14 protein-coding genes are annotated in these 18698 nt (G+C 71.7%); 11 read left to right on the top strand and 3 right to left on the bottom strand.

The genetic code is table 11. The features are described 5' to 3' along the window. Positions 1-404: RNA-guided endonuclease InsQ/TnpB family protein (locus BLR04_RS38915; RefSeq protein WP_143022434.1), on the top strand; the 404-nt coding region annotated here is incomplete at its 5' end. 158 nt (positions 405-562) lie between these two features. Here BLR04_RS38915 and BLR04_RS38910 read toward each other — a convergent pair. Continuing rightward, entirely contained in the window at positions 563-2008 is a 1446-nt protein-coding gene (locus tag BLR04_RS38910) for an MFS transporter (protein ID WP_143022433.1), read from the bottom strand. Positions 2009-2108: 100 nt separating this feature from the next. On the opposite strand from BLR04_RS38910, the gene BLR04_RS38905 reads away from it, so the two are divergent. From BLR04_RS38905 to BLR04_RS38895, 3 genes are all read left to right on the top strand, one after another. After that, positions 2109-2843: a TetR/AcrR family transcriptional regulator C-terminal domain-containing protein gene (locus tag BLR04_RS38905; RefSeq protein WP_090774178.1), complete on the top strand. Its 735-nt coding sequence runs from the start codon at positions 2109-2111 to the stop codon at positions 2841-2843. A 62-nt stretch (positions 2844-2905) separates the two neighbouring features. Beyond that, positions 2906-4282: an MFS transporter gene (locus tag BLR04_RS38900; protein ID WP_245741004.1), complete on the top strand. Its 1377-nt coding sequence runs from the start codon at positions 2906-2908 to the stop codon at positions 4280-4282. Between the two features lie 11 nt (positions 4283-4293). Continuing rightward, positions 4294-5298, top strand: a complete 1005-nt coding sequence (locus tag BLR04_RS38895) for an enolase C-terminal domain-like protein (RefSeq protein WP_176903558.1) — start codon at positions 4294-4296, stop codon at positions 5296-5298. Between the two features lie 8 nt (positions 5299-5306). On the opposite strand, the gene BLR04_RS38890 is transcribed toward BLR04_RS38895, so the two are convergent. Continuing rightward, positions 5307-6752 carry an LCP family protein gene (locus BLR04_RS38890; RefSeq protein ID WP_090774180.1) on the bottom strand — a complete coding sequence of 482 codons (1446 nt, stop codon included), beginning with the start codon at positions 6750-6752 and terminating at the stop codon, positions 5307-5309. Between the two features lie 213 nt (positions 6753-6965). Here BLR04_RS38890 and BLR04_RS38885 point away from each other — a divergent pair, with 213 nt between their 5' ends. Then, positions 6966-7826, top strand: coding sequence for an enoyl-CoA hydratase-related protein (locus BLR04_RS38885; RefSeq protein ID WP_090774179.1), 861 nt, complete (start codon positions 6966-6968; stop codon positions 7824-7826). Between the two features lies 1 nt (position 7827). Further along, positions 7828-8751, top strand: a complete 924-nt coding sequence (locus tag BLR04_RS38880) for an alpha/beta hydrolase (protein ID WP_090774176.1) — start codon at positions 7828-7830, stop codon at positions 8749-8751. 3 nt (positions 8752-8754) lie between these two features. Here the strand turns inward: BLR04_RS38880 and BLR04_RS38875 are convergent, their stop codons facing one another. Then, positions 8755-10248 (bottom strand): alpha/beta hydrolase family protein, encoded by a 1494-nt coding sequence (locus BLR04_RS38875; RefSeq protein WP_090774175.1) that lies wholly within the window; start codon positions 10246-10248, stop codon positions 8755-8757. 107 nt (positions 10249-10355) lie between these two features. Between BLR04_RS38875 and BLR04_RS38870 the strand changes: the two genes are divergently transcribed. The 5 genes from BLR04_RS38870 to BLR04_RS42955 form a co-directional block, all read left to right on the top strand. Next, positions 10356-11465 (top strand): exonuclease SbcCD subunit D, encoded by a 1110-nt coding sequence (locus tag BLR04_RS38870; protein ID WP_090774174.1) that lies wholly within the window; start codon positions 10356-10358, stop codon positions 11463-11465. Further along, the gene (locus BLR04_RS38865) at positions 11466-15350 is read left to right on the top strand and encodes an AAA family ATPase (protein ID WP_090774173.1); all 3885 of its coding nucleotides are present in this window, start codon (positions 11466-11468) and stop codon (positions 15348-15350) included. A gap of 182 nt (positions 15351-15532) precedes the next feature. After that, positions 15533-16279: an SAM-dependent methyltransferase gene (locus BLR04_RS38860; RefSeq protein ID WP_090774172.1), complete on the top strand. Its 747-nt coding sequence runs from the start codon at positions 15533-15535 to the stop codon at positions 16277-16279. Positions 16280-16607: 328 nt separating this feature from the next. After that, positions 16608-18479: an APC family permease gene (locus BLR04_RS38855; RefSeq protein WP_245741003.1), complete on the top strand. Its 1872-nt coding sequence runs from the start codon at positions 16608-16610 to the stop codon at positions 18477-18479. A gap of 119 nt (positions 18480-18598) precedes the next feature. Then, on the top strand, positions 18599-18698 hold a 100-nt coding region (locus BLR04_RS42955; RefSeq protein ID WP_143022432.1), incomplete at its 3' end, for a hypothetical protein.

Below are 18698 nucleotides of genomic sequence, written 5' to 3'. Positions count from 1 at the left end.
AGCGGCTCGCCAAGGTTCATCTCGAGGTGGCCAACCGGCGTGCGGACTTCCTGCACAAGACGACGACGATGCTCGCGAGATCCAAGCGGGCCATCGCCGTCGAAACCCTGAACGTGACCGGCATGGTCGCCAACCGCAGGCTTGCCCGCGCCATCTCGGATCTCGGGTTTGGTGAGTTCTTCCGCCGGCTCGAGTACAAGAGCCGCTGGTACGGCTCGAGTGTGTGGGCGGCTGATCGCTGGTTCCCGTCCTCGAGACTGTGCGGCGGCTGCGGAACCATCAACCGGGACCTGACCCTTGCCGATCGGGTGTGGACGTGCGGGTGCTGTCTCGTGCACGACCGCGACGCCAACGCCGCCCGCAACCTGCTCGCCGCGATGAACCTCGAGCAGAATGCGGCCTAGTTTCACGTCGCCGGGCAGTTCCCCGGAGACGCTAAACGCCTGTGGAGGCGACGTAAGACCTCGAACAATCGAGGCAGATGCCAGCGAAGCAGGCAAGAGGATCATTGAGATTCTCCGAACGGTGCGGTGGTGTTGAGGGTGAGTTGTCGTGCGGCGGGTCAGGCGTGGGCGCCGGATGGGGTGGCGTGGCGGGGGAGGAGGAAGGAGAGGGCGAAGGTGAGGGCGAGTAGGCCTACCTCTGCCCATACCGTGGCCTGGATGGATGCGGCGAAGCCCCATTCGTCCGCGAGTAGGTGGAAGAGCAACGTGCCGAGTACGGCGGTGCCGAGTGCGCCGCCGAGTTGCTGTACGGCGGTGAGGGTGCCGGAGGCGGAACCCGACTCGCGCGGTTCGACGCCGGCCAGCACGATGTCGAAGAACGGCGCCATGACGAGCCCCATCCCGAGGCCGACCAGCCCGAGGGACGGGGCGAGTTGCCAGGCGCTCACGGCCGGACCGGCGAAGTGGATGGTGAGGGCGAGCGAGGCCGCGCCGGCCGCCATGACGACGGTGCCGATCTGCAGCAGGCCGCGTCCCAGCCGCTCCTGCAGGCCCGACATCGCCAGCCCGAACCCGGCGACGCCGCCGATCGCCTGCGGCAGGCAGGCGAGCCCGGCTTGCAGCGGGGTGAAGCCGAGCCCCATCTGGGTGTAGAGGCTGAAGACGAGGCCGAAGCCCATGATTCCGGAGAAGAACGCGAGCCCCGCCGCGAGCCCGCCGCTGAACGCGCGCTTGCGGAACAGGCTGGGGATGACCAGCGGGTCGCGGCCGGTGCGGACGCGGTGTGCCTCGTAGCGGCCGAACACCACGAAGAGCGCGACGGATGCGGCCATCGACACGAACGTCCAGACGGGCCAGTCGAGTTCGCGGCCCTGGATGAGAGGGAAGATCAGCAGGGTCGCCGCGGCAGAGAAGAGCGCGACGCCGGGCAGGTCGAGCCGGGTGGCGTCGAAGGTCCGGTACTCCGGCAGCACGCGTAGGGCGGCGAGCACGGCGGCGAGGCCGAGCGGCAGGTTGATCAGGAAGATCATGCGCCAGCCGGTGCCGAAGAAGTCGGCGTCCACGAGCCAGCCCGCGAGGACGGGTCCGCCCACCGACGCGATGGTCATCACGGGTCCGAACATGCCGAAAGCCTTGCCGAGCTCCTGCGGCGGGAACATCTCCTTGATGAGCCCCAGCCCCTGCGGGAGCATCACGGCGCCGAACAACCCCTGCAGCACGCGGCTGGCGATCAGCATCTCCGGGTTCACGGCGAGGCCGCACAGCAGGGAGGCGACGGTGAAGCCGGCCGCGCCGATGACGAACATGCGCTTCTTGCCGTACAGGTCGCCGAGGCGTCCGCCGGTGACGAGGCCGACGGCCATGGCGAGGGTGTAGCCCGCGCCGAGCCACTGCACGAGGCTGTCGGAGCCGCCGAGCTCTCGCTGGACGGTGGGGGCGGCGATTGTGGTGACGAGCGCGTCGAGCATGTCCATGACCTCGGCGGCCAGGATGACGAAGAGGGCGGCCCAGCGCAGCCGGTACGGCTCCACTCCGGTCGCTCCTGGTGTTGCGGTGACGGTCATTGCGGCACTCCGATCGAACGCTGTTTAAGGAACGAACACTGTTCGTTCACGAACACTGTTTTAGAGACGAACAGCGTTCGTGTCAAGTACAGTGTTCGGTATGGCAGATCGCACCGACGGCGTCCCCGCACCTCCGTGGCGCAGGACTCGCAGACCGGCGCCACAGCGACGGCAGCTCAGCCAGGATCTGATCGTCGAGGCCGGGCTGCGGATCCTTGATGCCGAGGGCTTCGACGCGATGAGCATGAGACGGGTGGCCCAGGAGCTCGACACCGGGCCCGCCTCCCTCTACGCCCATGTGTCCAGCAAGGAGGAGCTGCTCGAGCTGGTCTACGACCGGGTGCTCGGCGAGATCCGGCTGCCCGAGCCAGATCCCGCCCGCTGGAAGGAGCAGCTGCGCGCGTACGCGCTGGAGATGCACCTGGTGCTGGGCTCGCACCGTGACGTGGCCCGCGCGGCACTGGCGACGATCCCGACGGGGGCGAACTCGGTCAGGGCGGGTGAGTTCGTCTACAGGCTGCTGCTCGAAGCCGGCATGGCCCCGCGGGAGGCGTCCCTGGCGATGGACCGCCTGATCCTCTACGTCATCGGCGACGCCTACGAGGGCTCGCTTCATCACGGCCGCATGCGCGCCGCCGGGATCGACGACCCGGGGGAGTACTTCGAGAATTTCGTCGGCCAGATCGCGGCCTACTACCGGGCGCTGCCGCGCGATCGTTTCCCGTACCTGACGAAGCACATCGACGACCTGATCGCCGACGACGGCGAGCAGCGCTTCTACTACGGTCTCGACCTTTTCCTCGACGGCCTGGAGGCCCGCCTGAGCAAGCCGTAGGCCCATGTGCCTAGGACCCGCGCCCGATGTGCGGGCCGGGGCCGTCGCCCTAGCGTGCCGGTATGACGACGACCGCAGTGGCGCAAGCGCCCGCCGGAGTGGTTTCCCCCCGATACCGGGCGATCAGCATCGGGCTGCTCGCCCTGGTGACGTTGCAGGCCTTCGAGGCGATGGCGGTGACCACGGCCATGCCCGTGGTGGCCCGCGAACTGGCCGGGATGAGCCTGTACAACCTCGCCTTCAGCGCCTCACTCGCGGCGAGCGTGATCGCGACGGTCCTGGGCGGGCGCTGGAGCGACGTACGGGGGCCGATGCCGCCCATCGCGGCGGGTGTGGTCGTGTTCGTGGCCGGGCTGCTCATGGCCGGGCTCGCGCCCACCATGGAGGTGCTGGTCACGGGCCGGTTCGTGCAGGGGTTCGGCACGGGGCTGAGCCAGGTGGCGCTCAGCGTGCTGGTCGCGCGGGCCTATCCCGCGGCCCTGCACCCCCGGGTGTTCGCGCTGTTCTCGGCGGCCTGGGTGGTGCCGTCCATGGTCGGACCCGCGATCGCCGGCCTCGTGGCCGAGCAGCTCGGCTGGCGGTGGATCTTCCTCGGCGTGATCGCGGCCGTGCTGCCCGCGGCGCTGCTGCTCTGGCGCGGCGCGTCCGGCCGCGCCCTGCCGGACGTGGCGGTCCCGCCGGCTCCCGGTATCGGCCGCAAGCTCGGGTGGGCGGCGCTGACCGCCGCGTCAGCCGCGTTCATCCAGTACGGCAGCGCACTCGGCGTCACCGGCCTGCCGCTGCTCGTGGCCGGTGTCGTCCTGCTGGCCGTGGCGCTGCCCCGGCTGCTCCCTGCCGGCGCGATGCGCGCGGCCCGGGGCCTGCCCACCGCGCCGCTGCTGCGCGGCCTGGCCTTCGGCGCGTACACGGCGTCCGAGGTGCTCATCCCACTCATGCTCAGGGACGCGCGCGGCCTCAGCGCCGCCGGCGCCGGCGTCGTGCTCACCGTCGGGGCGCTCGGCTGGGTCGTCGGCTCGTGGCTCAAGGGCCGTGAGGCGGTCAGCGACATGACCGCGATCCGTGGCGGCGCCGCCCTGATCGCGTTGGGCGTCGCGCTGGTCACGCTCGTCCTGGTGGATGCCGTCCCGCTCGCGGTCGCGTACGCCGGCATGGCCGTCGCCGGGCTGGGCATCGGCGGGCTGCACCCCACGGTCACGGTGCTGGTGCTGCGGATGTCGAGGACGGGCGAGGAAGGCCGCAACAGCGCGGACGTCGGGGTGGGGGAGTCGGTGTTCACCGTGGTCGCGGTCGCGGCCAGCGGCGCCCTGTTCACGGCCGCCGCGCAGAACCACGCGGTCGGGCTCGCCGTCCCTGTGGTGCTCGCGGTCGTGGGCGCCGTTCTGGCCCCGCGTTTCGTGCAGTCCTCGGCAACGGGCACTATGGAGAGGACCGCGTCATAAAAGGGGGATAGATGCCGCGCGTGCGGGAGCTAGAGGTTTTCCGGCTGCCCCTGCCCTTCGGCAGGAGGTCGGAGAGCCTGCTCGTCAAGCTCACCGACCATGGCGGCATGACGGGCTGGGGCGAGGCCATCTCGCCCGCGCCCAAGACCTGGTCAAGGCTGGAGGAGACGCTGGCGGCGCTGCTCATCGGGGTCGACTGGGAGCACCCCGACGGGGTGGCGAGCGGCGACTCCGCGGTCGACATGGCCTGCTGGGACCTGTGGACCAGGATGCGCGGCGTGCCCCTCGCCGAGGCGATCGGCGGCACCCGCACCTCACTCATGGCGACCGTGCGGCTCACCCCCGACTTGTCCGTGGAGAGCCTCGTCTCCCGGGTCAATCAGCAGATCTGCGCCGGGTACGGGCACGTCACGCTCGACGTCCGGCCCGGCTGGGACGTCGAACCGGTGCGCGCGGTGCGGCAGGCGTACCCGGCGCTGACCCTCGCGGTCGACTGCGGCAACGCCTACACCGACCTCGGCCAGCTCGTCGCGCTCGACGCCTACGGGCTCGAGGTGATCGAGCGGCCGTTCGCCGCGACCGAGGTCTACACCCACGCCGCGCTGCAGGACGAGGTGGCCGCCGCCGTCGCGGTCGAGGTGTCCTCCACCGCCGAGCTCGACGACTACCTGGCGCTGCGGGCGGCCCGGGTGCTGCTGCTGCGCCCGTCCTCGTTCGTCTCGCTGTCGGACGCGCGGCGCGCCCACGACCGCGCGGCGGCGGCCGGCTGGGACATCCAGTGCGCGGGCGGCCAGGGCGCGGGCCTGTCGAGGGCCGCGACCGTCGCGGTGGCCAGCCTGCCCGGCTGCACGCTGCCGTGCGACGTGACGCAGCCGCCCAAGCAGAACCAGATCGTCACGCCCATCGTGGGCGCCAACGCGGGCGTCGTCGCGGTCCCGCTGACGCAGCCAGGGCTGGGGCACGACATCGACGAGACCCGCCTGCGCCGGCTGGCCAGGGAGTCGTTCCACGCCTGACCTGAGCCTCAGGCCGCGCCGCAACCCTCCGTGAGCGCCTGGGTGGGGTCGCTCCGCCGGGGCTGCTCCGCGCGCTGCCGCTGCCGCTTCGGCCCGGTGGACGGCTCCGCCGACGGGGCGGTGGAGGCCGCGACGACGGTGCCCGTGGCGGAGTCGCGCAGCGCCTTGCCGGCGATGCCGCGGATCTTGTCCCAGTCGGGATAGCCGGTGTTGATGAGCGGCGGTACGAACTGCACGCTCGTGACCTCGGCGTTCTTGACCTTCAGCGCCAGCGGCACGAGGTGGCGGAGCAGCGACCGCGGGATGTCGGTCCTGATCAGCTCCTTGGTGGCGAGCGCGATCCGGTTGAAGCGGATCAGCACCGTCGCCGGGTCGGCCTGTTCGAGGAGGGCACCGAGCACGCAGCGCTGGCGGCGCATGCGGGTGTAGTCGTCGCTGAAGGTGCGCGAGCGGGCGTACCACATGGCGTCCTCGCCATCGAGCTTGCGGGTGCCGGCCTTGACCAGGCCCTCGTTGTACCGGCCGAAGACGACGTCCTGCTCGACGCTGATGGTGACACCGCCGATGGCGTCGATGAGGCGGGCGAAGCCCCACATGTTGACCAGGGCGTACCAGTCGACGTCGACGCCGAGGGTGTAGCCGATGGTGTCCATGAGGACCTGGGCGCCCTGGTTGCGCTTGCCGCCGAAGATCTCGGGGTGGGCGTCGGCGTACTCCCAGACGCTGTTGAGCAGGTCGCTGCGGCCGCCGCCGGGGTCGGGCGGCAGCCGGAAGCCGTCGGGGAAGTGGCGGGCCATGGGGGTGCCCGGGCGGAAGCGGACGTCCTCGAGGTTGCGCGGCAGGCTGAACAGCACGGTGTTGCCGGTCCGCACGTCGATGCTGGCGAGGTTCATGCTGTCGGTACGGATGCCGGTCCTGTTGTCGCCGGCGTCGCCGCCGAGCAGCAGGATGTTGACCCGCCTGCGTCCCGACCACGGGTCCTCCGGCCTGGCGTCGGGCAGGGGCACCGCGGCCTCGCCCTGGGCCTGGGGGACCTCCGCCGGCTGGAAGATGTTGTCGATCGCCTCCCGCGACGTCCAGGCGATGTTCGCGACCCAGGCGAACGGCAGGACGACGGCGACGGCGAGCAGCCCCGCGGTGGTGCCGACGAGGATCTGCACCGCCTTGGGCAGCAGTCTGGGACCCAGCACGAGGAACGAGTGCACCATCAGCGCGCACCAGGCCACGCCCAGCACGCCAGAAAGGACGAGGATGGAGACGAGCCAGGAGTCCTGGGTCACCAGGCCGAGCAGCTCGTCGCGGTTGACGAGCCACAGGGCGAGCAGCGCCAGCAGCAGGACGGCGTAGCACGACAGGAGCACGAGCCCGGTCTTGCGCCATCCGGCGCGCAGATGAGCGGCTCCGGGCGCGAGTGTCGACAGCGCCAGCCACCCGAGGATCGCTCCTGCGCTCACCGGTTTCTTCGCCTGCTGCACGCCTTCCCCGTTTCCCCGTGTTTCGCACCGTAGACGTCGACGCCGTCCCACGTGGGGATCCGCTCGTCTTCCGGCGGGCGTGGGCGACCGCAGGGCGGCCCCCGCTTGAGCATGGTTGGGAGCGGCAACGTATGCCGCAGATGCGAAATATATCTTTATTGGCGGACGAACATCCCGAATATGATTCGGATCATGGCCTTCTCTGAGATCGCGTACGAGGTGTCAGACCGCGTCGCCACCGTCACGTTGCGGCGTCCGGAGCGGCTCAACGCCTTCACCCACACCATGCGCGCCGAGCTGATCGAGGCGTTCGACCTGGCCGACGCCGACGACGACGTGCGCGCGGTCGTCGTCACCGGCGCGGGCCGGGCGTTCTGCGCAGGGGCCGACCTGAGCGGGGGAGGCGGCACGTTCGGCCGCCGCGGCGAGGGCGAGACCGTCAACGGCGCGCCCCGTGACGGCGGCGGCACGGTCGCGCTGCGGATCGCCGGCTCGCTCAAGCCCGTCATCGGCGCGATCAACGGCCCGGCCGTGGGCGTCGGCGTCACGATGACGCTGCCGATGGACGTCCGGCTCGCCTCCGAGACGGCGAAGTTCGGGTTCGTCTTCGCCCGGCGCGGGATCGTGACGGAGGCCGCGTCCAGCTGGTTCCTGCCCCGCATCGTCGGCATCGCCCAGGCCATGGAGTGGTCGGCGACCGGCCGCGTCTTCCCCGCCTCAGAGGCGCTCGAGGGGCGGCTCGTCTCGCGGGTGTACCCGCCCGGCGAGCTGCTGCCCGCGGCGTACGCGCTGGCCAGGGAGATCGCCGACAACACCTCCGCCGTCGCCGTGGCGGCCGTCCGCAGGCTCATGTGGTCGGGGCTGTCCGCGGCCTCGCCGTGGGAGGCGCACGCCGCAGACTCGCGACTCATGGCCGAACTCGGCGGCGCGCCCGACGCGGTCGAGGGCGTGACGGCCTTCCTGGAGAAGCGGCCGGCCGACTTCCCGATGAAGGTGAGCAAGGACATGCCGCCCGGTCTCCCGTCGTGGCCGGACGATCCCTATCGTGTCTAGCATGTACGAGATCACCGTCCTGCCCATGCCCGACGACTTCGAGGGCGAGGTCGTGGCGACGCTCGTGTCGAGGAAGACCGCGACCGGCTCCCGCAGGGCGGTGCTCTACCTGCACGGTTTCACCGACTACTTCTTCCAGGACCACCTGGCCGAGCACTACGTGCAGAGCGGCATCGACTTCTACGCGCTCGACCTGCGCAAGTACGGCCGCTCCCTGCTGCCCCACCAGACCAGAGGGCTGATCAGGAGCATCACCGACTACTTCCCCGAGATCGACGAGGCCGTCCGCATCATCCGGCGTGACCACGACGAGCTCGTCCTCAACGCCCACTCGACGGGCGGCCTGATCGCGCCCCTGTGGGCCGACCGGGTGCGCGGCCGGGGCCTCGTGCAGGGGCTGGTGCTCAACAGCCCGTTCTTCGACCTGAACGTGTCCTTCCCCAAGCGCCTCGCCGCCGACGTGCTGCGGACGCCGTTGTCGTACTCGCGCCGCGTGCTCCCGCTCGGGGTCAGCACCGTGTACGGGCAGTCGCTGCACCGCAGCGAGCAGGGTGAATGGGACTACGACCTGGAGCTCAAGCCGCTCGGCGGCTTCTCCGTGCACGCCATGTGGCTCGCCGCGATCCGCCGGGCGCAGCGCCGCCTGCACGCCGGACTGTCGGTGGACGTGCCGGTGCTCGTGCTGAGCTCGTCCGCCGGGTTGCGGGTGAAGGACTTCGTCCCCGAGGCCCGCTCGGCCGACGTGGTGCTCGACCCCCGCCAGATCGCCCGCTGGGCCACCGCTGTCGGGCCGCACGTGACGTGCGTACGGGTCAAGGACGGTGTGCACGACCTCGTGCTGTCGTCCGAGCCGGTGCGCAAGCAGGTCTTCGCCGAGATGGACCGGTGGATGAAGGCGTACCTGGAGCCTCGCCCGCAGGAGTGAGCCTCACCAGGGGAACGAGAACAGCCCGTAGTAGGCGGCGGCCACCATGAGCAGGCCGGTGCCGCCCAGCGCCCCGCCGACCGTCACGTACTGCCGGCGGCTCGGCCGCAGGCCCTCGCGCAGCGCCGACACGTACGCCGCCACCGCCGTGACCTCCTGGATCAGCATGAGCACGGCGAGCAGCCGCACCACGAGCCAGCCGGCCAGCACCGCGGGCCAGGCGCCCGCCTGGTTGACCGAGAACAGCACCAGCAGCGTGATGAACGCGACCACCGAGACCAGCAGGCCGAGACTCGTCCAGGCCATCCGGCTCAGCCGCCGCCTGATCGGCGGCCACAGCCGGGCGTTGGTCTCGGCGACCGTCTGGTGGCGGTGGCGCAGGCGGCCGACCATGGCCGCGACCGGGCCGGCCACGTAGCCGACGGCGGCCAGGCAGATCGTCAGGCCGAGCATCGTGCCGCCGGCGTACCAGGGGGCGGCCGGCACGTCGCTGGCCTCGAACCGCTGCACCGGGGTGGCGCCCGCCATGTGCACCGCCGGCCGCGCCGTGCCGGGAAGGCCCAGGATCCAGTTGGCCATGGTGTCGAGGTAGCCGCTGGTGAAGTCGCCGCCGTGGATGCGCATGGCGTGGTCGCCCTCGGCCATGAAGCGGATCGTGTAGTCGTCGTTGCCCGTGCTGCCGAGCGCCGTGACGAGCGCCCTGGTCGACTCCACGAAGGGGATGGAGGGGTCGGTGGTGCCGTAGAAGGCGAGGACCGGCTGCGTGATCCGGCTCAACGCGGGCATCGCGTCGTAGCGCAGGAAATTGAAGCCGACCGCGCCCATGCCCCTGGTCAGCAGGTCGCGGGCGCCGATCGGGGCGCGCAGGCGCAGCAGCTGCTCGTTGAGCGCCCAGGCGACCTGGCGCAGCGGCGAGACGTTCGGCGAGGACACCAGCACGATGAACCCCACCGACGAGCTCTTGGCCGCCGCGATCGGCACCACCCAGCCGCCCTCGCTGACACCCCACACGCCGATCCGCGCCGGGTCGACCTCGGGACGGGTGCGCAGGTACTCGACCATCCGCAGCGCGTCGTCGGCGAGCAGCGCGAAGTCGCGGTCGCGGAAGTTGTAGCCGATCGTGCGCTTGTCGAACGCGATCGTCACCACGCCGGCCCGCGACAGGAACTCCGCCTGCGGTGTGAACTCCGTACGCGAGCCGTTGCCCGAGCCCGAGACGAACACCATCGCCGGGTGCCGGCCGGGGGTCTCAGGAATCCGCAGCGTGCCCTCCAGACGCTGCCCCTCCGCCGCCACCGAGATCTCCTCCTGGCGGAAGCGGTGGTTCGCCGCCACCGGCCGGAGCTCCTCGGCCGGCTGGACGGGGATCGTCTGGAACGCCGGATCGGCCTTCAGCGGCGGCGGGTCGAACGCGGGAGGCAGGACGTAACCGACCGCCGCCAGGGTTAACAGCACCAACCCGGCGACGACGCTCACGGTGCCACGGCCGGTGCGCATTGGCCTCCCCATGTGCGTTGGTTTGCCCGCTGATCATCCACACTACTCCCGGCCTGTGAGGCAGGAGGGGCAGCTTTTGTCGGTGGGGAGTGTTAGCTTCCTGCGACATGCGGATCCTGCACACCTCCGACTGGCACCTCGGGCGCTCGTTCCACCGCGAGAGCCTGCTCGCCGGGCAGGCGGCGTTCGTCGACCACCTCGTCGAGACGGTGAGGGCCGAGCGGGTCGACGTGGTCACCGTCTCCGGCGACGTCTACGATCGCGCGCTGCCGCCGGTCGACGCGGTGGCGCTGCTCGACGAGGCGCTCGCCCGGCTGCGCGCGGCGGGGGCCCGGGTGGTGCTGATCAGCGGCAACCACGACTCCGCGCTGCGGCTGCGGTTCGGCTCGGCGCTGTTCGAGGCCGCGGGGGTGCACGTACGCACGTCCCCCGACCAGGCGTGGGAGCCGGTCGTGGTCGAAGGGGTCGCCTTCTACGGCATCCCCTACCTCGAACCCGAGCTGGTGCGGGCCGCGTGGGAGCTGCCCGACCGCAGCCACACCGCCGCGCTCTCGTACGCGATGGAACGGGTCCGCGCCGACGCCGGGCGGCACCGCGCGGCGGTGGTGCTGTCGCACTGCTTCGTGACCGGGGGGCAGGCGAGCGACAGCGAGCGCGACATCAGCGTGGGCGGCGTGGCGCACGTCCCGCTCCAGGTGTTCGACGGGGTCGACTACGTCGCGCTCGGCCACCTGCACGGGCGGCAGCGCATGTCCGCGACCGTGCGCTACTCCGGCTCGCCCCTCGCCTACTCCTTCTCCGAGGCCGGCCAGGTCAAGGGCTCCTGGCTGGTCACCCTGGGCGGCGAGACGGAGTTCGTGCCCGCCCCGGTGCCCCGCCCTGTCGCCCGGCTGCGCGGCGACCTCGACGACCTGCTGACCCGGCCCGCCCACGCCGCCTACGAAGACCACTGGCTGCAGATCACGCTCACCGACGCCGTCCGTCCCAGATCCGCGATGGAGCGGCTGCGCGCCCGCTTCCCCCACACTCTCGCTCTCTCCTTCGACCCCGTCGGCGCCGTCGCCGACGCGCGGCCCGCGCGCGTCAGCGGGCGCCCGGAGACCGAGGTCGCCCTCGACTTCGTGCGCGAAGTACGCGGCGAGCCCGCCGTTCCCGAGGAAGAATCCCTGCTGAGACAGGCGATCGAAATGTCCAGGGTGAAGGAGACGATGGCGTAGATGCGCCCGCACCGGCTCTCGCTGACGGCGTTCGGGTCCTTCCCCGGCACCGAGACCGTCGACTTCGACGCCCTGACCGAGGCGGGGATCTTCCTCGTCCACGGGCCGACGGGCGCGGGCAAGACCACGGTCCTCGACGCCCTCTGCTTCGCCCTCTACGGCCAGGTCCCCGGGCAGCGCAACAGCGCCCGCAGCCTGCGCTGCGACCACGCCGCGCCCGGGGTGGGGCCGTCCGTCACCCTGGAGGTGACGATCCGCGGCCGGTTGCTGCGCATCCAGCGGTCGCCGTCCTGGCAGCGTCCCAAACTGCGGGGCACGGGGTTCACCGAGGAGAAGGCGAAGGTCATCGTCTCGGAGTGGCGCGACTCCGCGTGGCGCGGGCTCACCACGCGGCACGACGAGGCGGGCGACCTGGTGGGCGGGCTGCTCGGCATGAACGCGGCGCAGTTCTGCCAGGTGGCGATGCTGCCGCAGGGCGACTTCGCCAAGTTCTTGCGGGCCGACGGCGACGAGCGGGCCAAGCTGCTGGAGCGGCTGTTCAGCGTCAAGGTGTTCACGCAGGCGGAGTCGTGGCTGGCCGAGCACCGCAAGCTGGCCTGGCGCGCGGCGCAGGAGCTGCGCCAGCAGGTCGACCTCGCCGTGAGCCGCGTCGAGGAAGCCGCCGGACCCACCCTGACCACACCCTCCGCGCTCCTCACCGCCGCGGCAGCGGGTGGGCCGACGGACGGGGCAACCGCCGCATTCAAGACAGGTGCCGCTCCGGAGCCTGAGATCGCTTCCGGGCCAGGCGTCACCCCCGAGCCGGCCGTCACCTCCAGGGCGGGCGCCGTGTCCGAGGGCGGCGGAGTTGGCGGCGTGACGGCGGATGGTGATCCGTTGGGTTGGGCGGGGGCGTTGCTCGCAGCCGCGCGTGCCGTCGTGGTGCGGTCCGAGGGTGAGCATGAGAGCGGTGCTCAGGCGGTGCGTGCGGCTCGCTCACGCTTCGACAGGGCCGCGGCGCTCGCCGAGCGTCAGCGCCGGTACGCCGATGCGCTGGCCGTGCGCCGCGGGCTCGACGAGCGGGCCGACGAGCGGGCCGATCTGCAGGCCGTGCTTGACGACGCCGCCCGAGCAGACCGTGTGCTTCCGCTCGTCACGGTGGCCAGGCAGCGGGCTGAGGCCGCCACGAAGGCTGACGTTCTGGCCGCCGACGCGGTGGCTCGCGCCCGTCCCTTCCTGACCCCACTTCCCGTCGACGAGCCCAGCCACAGCACGGGCGGCGAGCCCGCGTCCACGCCGCAGCGCTCCGAGACGCACCCGATCGAACGCACCGCCTGGCCGCTGTCCGGGTCTGCGTCTGAGGTCTCGTTCGGGGCCGCGGGCTGGGCGGGGGCCGGGGAGGAGGTGGTGGCGCGGCTGGCCGTACTGGAGCGGGGGAGGCAGGACGAGATCGCGCGGCTGTCGGAACTGCTGGCCGAGGAGGCGCGGCTGTCCGTGCTGCGGCGTGACCTGGCACGGGTGGAGGCGGAGCTGGCCGAGCTGGTGACCGCCGACGAGGACGTCGCCGCCCGGCTCGCGGTCCTGCCCGAGCTGGTCGAGGAGGCCGAGCGCAGGCTGGCCGAGGCCCGTGCGGACGCTGCCCGCGTCCCCGCCGTGGCGGCGGTACGCGACGCCGCCGCCCACCTCATCGACGTCGACCGCGAGCTGTCCACGCTGGAAGGCGAACTCAGCACATTGGCCGAGCGCGCGGCCGAGGTGGCCGCCGCCGAGGCCGACCTGCCCGGGCGGATCGCCGAAGCCGCTGCGGCCCTGTCCGACGTACGCGCCGAGGCGGCGGCGGTTCCGGCGGCGGCGGCGCACCTCGACGCCGCGCGCGCCGTCCTCGACGCCGCCCACCGCCGTGCGGCCCTGGCAGCCGAGCTCGACTCCGCCGTGGCCGCCCACCTGGTGTGCGTCGACGAGGCGCAGGCGCTCCGCGAACGCTGGCTCGACCTGCGCCAGGCCCGGATCGACGGCATGGCGGCGGAGCTGGCCCGCGAGCTGTCCGAGGGCGCTCCGTGCGCGGTCTGCGGCTCCGAGCACCACCCTCACCCCGCCGCTCCCGCGCCGAGCGCGCCTTCTGCCGACGACGAACGCGAGGCCGAGGCCGCTTACGAGGCCGCCCTCGCCGGACGTGAGGTGGCCGAACGGACACTGGCCTCGCTGGAGTCCCGCCTCGTGGCCGCGGCCGAAGCGGCGGCGGGCCTCGACGTCGACGCCGCCGAGGCGCAGGTGCGTCAGTCCGAGCAGGAGCTCGCCCGTCTGCAGGCCGTGGCCGACCGGGAACCGGCGCTCGCGGCCGAGCTCGAACGCATCGAGGCCGAACGTGAACGCGTACGCGAGCGGGCCCGTGAGATCGCCGAGGCGCTGGCCGGGCACCGCGCCCATCGCGCCGGTTCGCGGTCCGAGCGGGCCCGGCTGCAGGCGGGCCTCGCCCAGCAGACCGCCGCGCTCGGCCTGCTCAACGGCACCCCCACCGACGCTGCCCGACCTCCGTCCGGCGGGCACCTCCCAGGTCAGAAGACGGTCCGCGGTGCGATTGGCACCGACCGCGATGCGTTCGGCGCGGACGGTGGTGCGTTCGATGCCGCCGTGACGCCGCCCGACGGCAGTGCGGTGCTCGAGGTGGCGGAGCGGGAGCTGCGGAGGCTGCGGCAGTCCGCTGCGCGGGAGAGCGCGCTGGCCGGTGAGGTGGCGAAACTCCACCGCGAGCGGGTCGAACGAGAGGAACATGGCCGGCGGGTCGTCGCGCGGCTGGCCGCCTGCCGCACCCGCCAGGAGGAACTGAGCGGCGACGCCGCACGGCTGGGCGCGCGGCTGGACGCGGCGCGCGGTCACGACGACACGCTCACCGCGCGCCTGTCCAGGCTGGGCGACGAGGCCGAGCTGCTGCGCGAGGCCCGCGAGGCCGCCCAGACCGCCAGGACCGCCCGCGACGAGCTCGACAAGGCGACGCTGGCGGCCGAAGAAGCGGCCGTCGAGGCCGGGTTCGCGGACGTGCGGGAGGCGGAGGCGGCGTACCGGACCCCGTCCGAGCGAGACGGCCGCACCGAACTGCTACGCCGCCTCGACGACCAGTACGCGGCCGCCGAAGGGGTGCTGTCCGATCCGGAGCTGGTCGCCGCCGCGGCCGAGCCGACGCCCGATCTGCCGGCGCTCGAAGCGGAGCGTGACGCGCTGGAGGAGGCGTTCACCCGGCTGACGAGCGCGCGCGACAGAGCGGTGGCCGTGGCGCGCCGGTTGGAGGAGCTGCACGCCGAGCTGGCCGGCCACATCGAGAGCTGGCGGCCCGCGGCCGAACGGCACCGGCTGGCCGAACGCATGGCCGCTCTGGCCAGCGGCACGTCCGGCGACAACCAGTGGAGCATGAGCCTGTCGTCGTACGTGCTGGGCGAGCGGCTGCGGCAGGTGGTCGACGCGGCGAACGAGCGGCTCGACCACATGTCGGGCGGCCGCTACCTGCTGCGCCACGACCTGCGTAAGTCCGCGGGGTCGAGAGGGCGCGCGGGCGGCGGTCTCGGGCTGCGGGTGGCCGACGGCTGGACCGGCGTCGACCGCGACCCGGCGACCCTGTCAGGGGGCGAGAGCTTCATCACGTCCCTGGCGCTGGCGCTGGGCCTGGCCGACGTCGTGACGGCCGAGGCCGGGGGTGCGGAACTGGGCACGCTGTTCGTGGACGAAGGCTTCGGCACCCTCGACGAGGACACTCTCGACGGCGTCCTCGACATCCTCGACGGGCTGCGCGACGGCGGACGCGCCGTGGGCATCGTCAGCCACGTCGCCGAACTTCGCGCAAGGATCCCCGCCCAACTCAAGGTCACCAAGACCCGCACCGGCTCCACCTTGTCCGCCATCGGCCTCACCTGAGGCAAGCGAGGCGGGGTGGGGTGGCCGGTGCCGCGTGGAAAAGCGGTGGGCTGGGTGGGTGGGGGCGGTTTATGGTCGTGGGGGCCATCTCGTGACGGAGGAGTTGTTATTCATGCGTGTTGTCGGTGTCCGCTGCTCGAAGAATCCGGCGAACCCCTTCTCACACATAAGGACTCACTGTCTTGGATCTGCCACGTAGCTTCACCATCCGCGAGAGCAGCCACCGGATCATCAACCCCCTCACCCCGGAGAAGCTCGCCACCCTCGGGGCGGCGATCCGGCTGCGGCCCGGTGTCTCGGTCGTCGACCTGTGCTGCGGCAAGGGCGAGATGCTGGCCACCTGGGCACGCGACCACGGCGTCACCGGCACGGGCGTCGACATCAGCACGGTCTTCCTGTCCGCCGCCCGTGAACGCGTCGCCGAACTCGGCGTCGCCGACAGGGTGACGTTCGTGCACGGCGACGCCTCGACGTACGTCGCCGCGCAGCCCGCCGACGTCGCCGCGTGCATCGGCGCGACCTGGATCGGTCAGGGCACCGCCGGTACGGTGACGCTGCTCGAACGCAGTGTCCGTCCCGGCGGCATGCTGCTGGTCGGCGAGTGCTTCTGGCGTGCCGAGCCGCCCGGCCAGGAGGCGATCGAGGGCTGTCACGCGCGCTCGCGTGACGACTTCGAGACCCTCCCCGGGCTCGTACGGCTCTTCGACGGTCTCGGCTATGACCTGGTCGAGATGGTCCTGGCCGACGAGGACAGCTGGGACCGGTACGTCGCCGCGCAGTGGATGAACGTCCGCACCTGGCTCGACGCCCACCCGGACGACGAGCTGGCGCCCGAGTTCCGCGCGGAGTTGTCGCGCGAGCCGCTGCTCTACACCGCGTACCAGCGGCGACTGCTCGGCTGGGGCGTCTTCGCGCTGAAGCGACGCTGACCCCCGCCCCCCGCCCCGCGCGTCCGGCCCGGGGCGGGGGGCGGCAGAGCGGGCTCACGCCTGCTACCCCGGACGGGGGAACGGGCGAGCGTGGGTTCACGCCTTTGGCCTGGGGTGGAAGGGGCGAGTGCCGGTTCGCGTCCCGGCCTCGTGGCGGGGAGCGTCACTAGCGGGACCGTTAATACGCGTACATACGGGATTTTGATGCTGGCACCGCGTCAGAGCTGGCATTTCCCTCAGTAGGGTGCGATGCGTATTTATGGCCTCTTGATGGAACAGGTGACGTGGGATGGTGCTGGCGAAACGGCCGGCCGCTACGGAAGGGGCGGTGCGGTCCTGGCTGTTGCAGGGCCTGCAGACCGACCGTAGCCAGGTCGAGCACGGCCCCCACGCCAAGCACCCATGGTGGCGGGTGATGTGCCTGACCGGCGTCGACTACTTCTCCACGCTGGGCTACCAGCCGGGCATCGCCGCCCTGGCCGCCGGTCTGCTCGCCCCGCTGGCGACGCTGTTCCTGGTCGCGCTCACCCTGCTCGGTGCGCTGCCCGTCTACCGCCGCGTGGCCGACGAGAGCCCGTACGGGCAGGGTTCGATCGCGATGCTCGAGAAGCTCGCCCCGCAGTGGTGGGGGAAGTTCTTCGTGCTGGCGCTGCTCGGCTTCGCGGCGACCGACTTTGTCATCACGATGACGCTGTCGGCGGCGGACGCGACGGCGCACATCCTGGAGAACCCGTTCGTGCCCGGCTTCCTGTCGGGGCAGCGGGTGCTCGTCACGCTGGTGCTGCTGGCGGCGCTCGGCGGGGTGTTCCTGACGGGGTTCACCGAGGCGCTCGGCATCGCCGTCCTGCTGGTCTTCGTCTACCTCGGCCTGAACGCGGTCGTCATCGTCACCGCTTTCGTGCACGTGCTGCAGACCCCGCAGGTCGTCCTCGACTGGCGGCAGATGCTCACCGTCGACTTCAACAGCCCCTTCGCGATGATCGGCCTGTCGCTGCTCGTCATGCCGAAGCTGGCGCTCGGCATGTCGGGGTTCGAGACCGGCGTCGCGGTGATGCCCATGGTCGAGGGCGACGTCCGGCGGCGGATCGAGGGCACCAAGCGGCTGCTGACCGTCGCGGCCCTCGTCATGAGCGTCTTCCTGATCCTGTCCAGCTTCGCCTCGACCGTGCTCATCCCGCACCGGGAGTTCGAGGAGGGCGGCAAGGCGAGCGGGCGGGCGCTCGCGTACCTGGCGCACGGCTACCTGGGGGACTGGTTCGGCACCGCGTACGACGTCTCCACGATCGCGATCCTCTGGTTCGCCGGGGCGTCGGCGATGGCCGGGCTGATCAACCTGGTGCCGCGCTACCTGCCTCGGTACGGCATGGCCCCGGAGTGGACGGGCGCCGTACGGCCGCTGGTGCTGGTGTTCTCGGCCATCGCCTTCGCCATCACGATCATGTTCCACGCCGACGTGGACGCCCAGGGCGGCGCGTACGCCACCGGCGTGCTGGTCCTGATGCTGTCGGCCGCGGTGGCGGTGACCCTGTCGGCCAGGAAGAACAAGCAGCACCTGGCGGCGGCGGGGTTCGCCGTGATCACCGCGGTGCTGGCGTACACGCTGGTGGACAACGTGATCGAGCGGCCGGACGGCGTGAAGATCGCCTCGTTCTTCATCGTGGCCATCGTCGTCACCTCGCTGCTCTCGCGCGCCACCCGCTCGACCGAGCTGCGGGTCACCGACGTGAAGCTCGACCCGCTCGCCGAACGGTTCGTCAACGACACCTGCGGCGAGGTCCACCTGATCGCCAACGAGCCGCACCAACGGGACCAGGCCGAGTACACCGACAAGCTGCGCGAGCAGTGGATCAACCACCGGCTGCGCACCACGGAGCCGGTCCTGTTCGTCGAGGTGTCGGTGCCGGACGCCTCGGAGTTCGAGACCGAACTGCACGTCAAGGGCGAGGAGCGGTACGGTCACCGCATTCTCACCATCGAGAGCTCGGCCGTGCCGAACTCGCTCGCCGCCCTCCTGCTCTTCCTGCGCGACCGCACCGGCATCGCGCCGCACATCTACTTCCACTGGACGGAGGGCAACCCGGTCGTCGCCATGCTGCGTTACCTGTTCTTCGGCGGGGGAGACGTGCCGCCGCTGACGCGTGAGGTGCTGCGCCAGGCGGAGCCGGACGTGGAGCGCAGGCCGCACGTCCACGTCGGCTGACGGCGTAGGAAACGCGTCAAGATTCGCCACTCAGCCGTAGGAATGCCGTCAAGAACAGCAAAGCGGCTTTTTTCTGGCGATTTCCTGATACCAGAGCGACTTCTGGATCGAGGAGTGGGATGGCGGTGGCTGAGGTGCGCGGAAGGCTGCGGGTCTACCTCGGCGCGGCGCCCGGGGTGGGCAAGACGTACGCGATGTTGTGTGAGGGGCGGCGGGCTC

The sequence above is a fragment of the Nonomuraea maritima genome (genome assembly GCF_900100395.1).
In the GTDB taxonomy this organism is placed as follows: Bacteria; Actinomycetota; Actinomycetes; order Streptosporangiales; family Streptosporangiaceae; genus Nonomuraea; species Nonomuraea maritima.
This window is presented reverse-complemented; position numbering and strand designations above follow the sequence as displayed.

Coding starts and splice junctions, on each gene's coding strand:
- BLR04_RS38910 (WP_143022433.1), bottom strand. CDS start 2,008: ATGACCGTCACCGCAACACCAGGAGCGACCGGAGTGGAGCCGTACCGG.
- BLR04_RS38905 (WP_090774178.1), top strand. CDS start 2,109: ATGGCAGATCGCACCGACGGCGTCCCCGCACCTCCGTGGCGCAGGACT.
- BLR04_RS38900 (WP_245741004.1), top strand. CDS start 2,906: ATGACGACGACCGCAGTGGCGCAAGCGCCCGCCGGAGTGGTTTCCCCC.
- BLR04_RS38895 (WP_176903558.1), top strand. CDS start 4,294: ATGCCGCGCGTGCGGGAGCTAGAGGTTTTCCGGCTGCCCCTGCCCTTC.
- BLR04_RS38885 (WP_090774179.1), top strand. CDS start 6,966: ATGGCCTTCTCTGAGATCGCGTACGAGGTGTCAGACCGCGTCGCCACC.
- BLR04_RS38880 (WP_090774176.1), top strand. CDS start 7,828: ATGTACGAGATCACCGTCCTGCCCATGCCCGACGACTTCGAGGGCGAG.
- BLR04_RS38875 (WP_090774175.1), bottom strand. CDS start 10,248: ATGCGCACCGGCCGTGGCACCGTGAGCGTCGTCGCCGGGTTGGTGCTG.
- BLR04_RS38870 (WP_090774174.1), top strand. CDS start 10,356: ATGCGGATCCTGCACACCTCCGACTGGCACCTCGGGCGCTCGTTCCAC.
- BLR04_RS38865 (WP_090774173.1), top strand. CDS start 11,466: ATGCGCCCGCACCGGCTCTCGCTGACGGCGTTCGGGTCCTTCCCCGGC.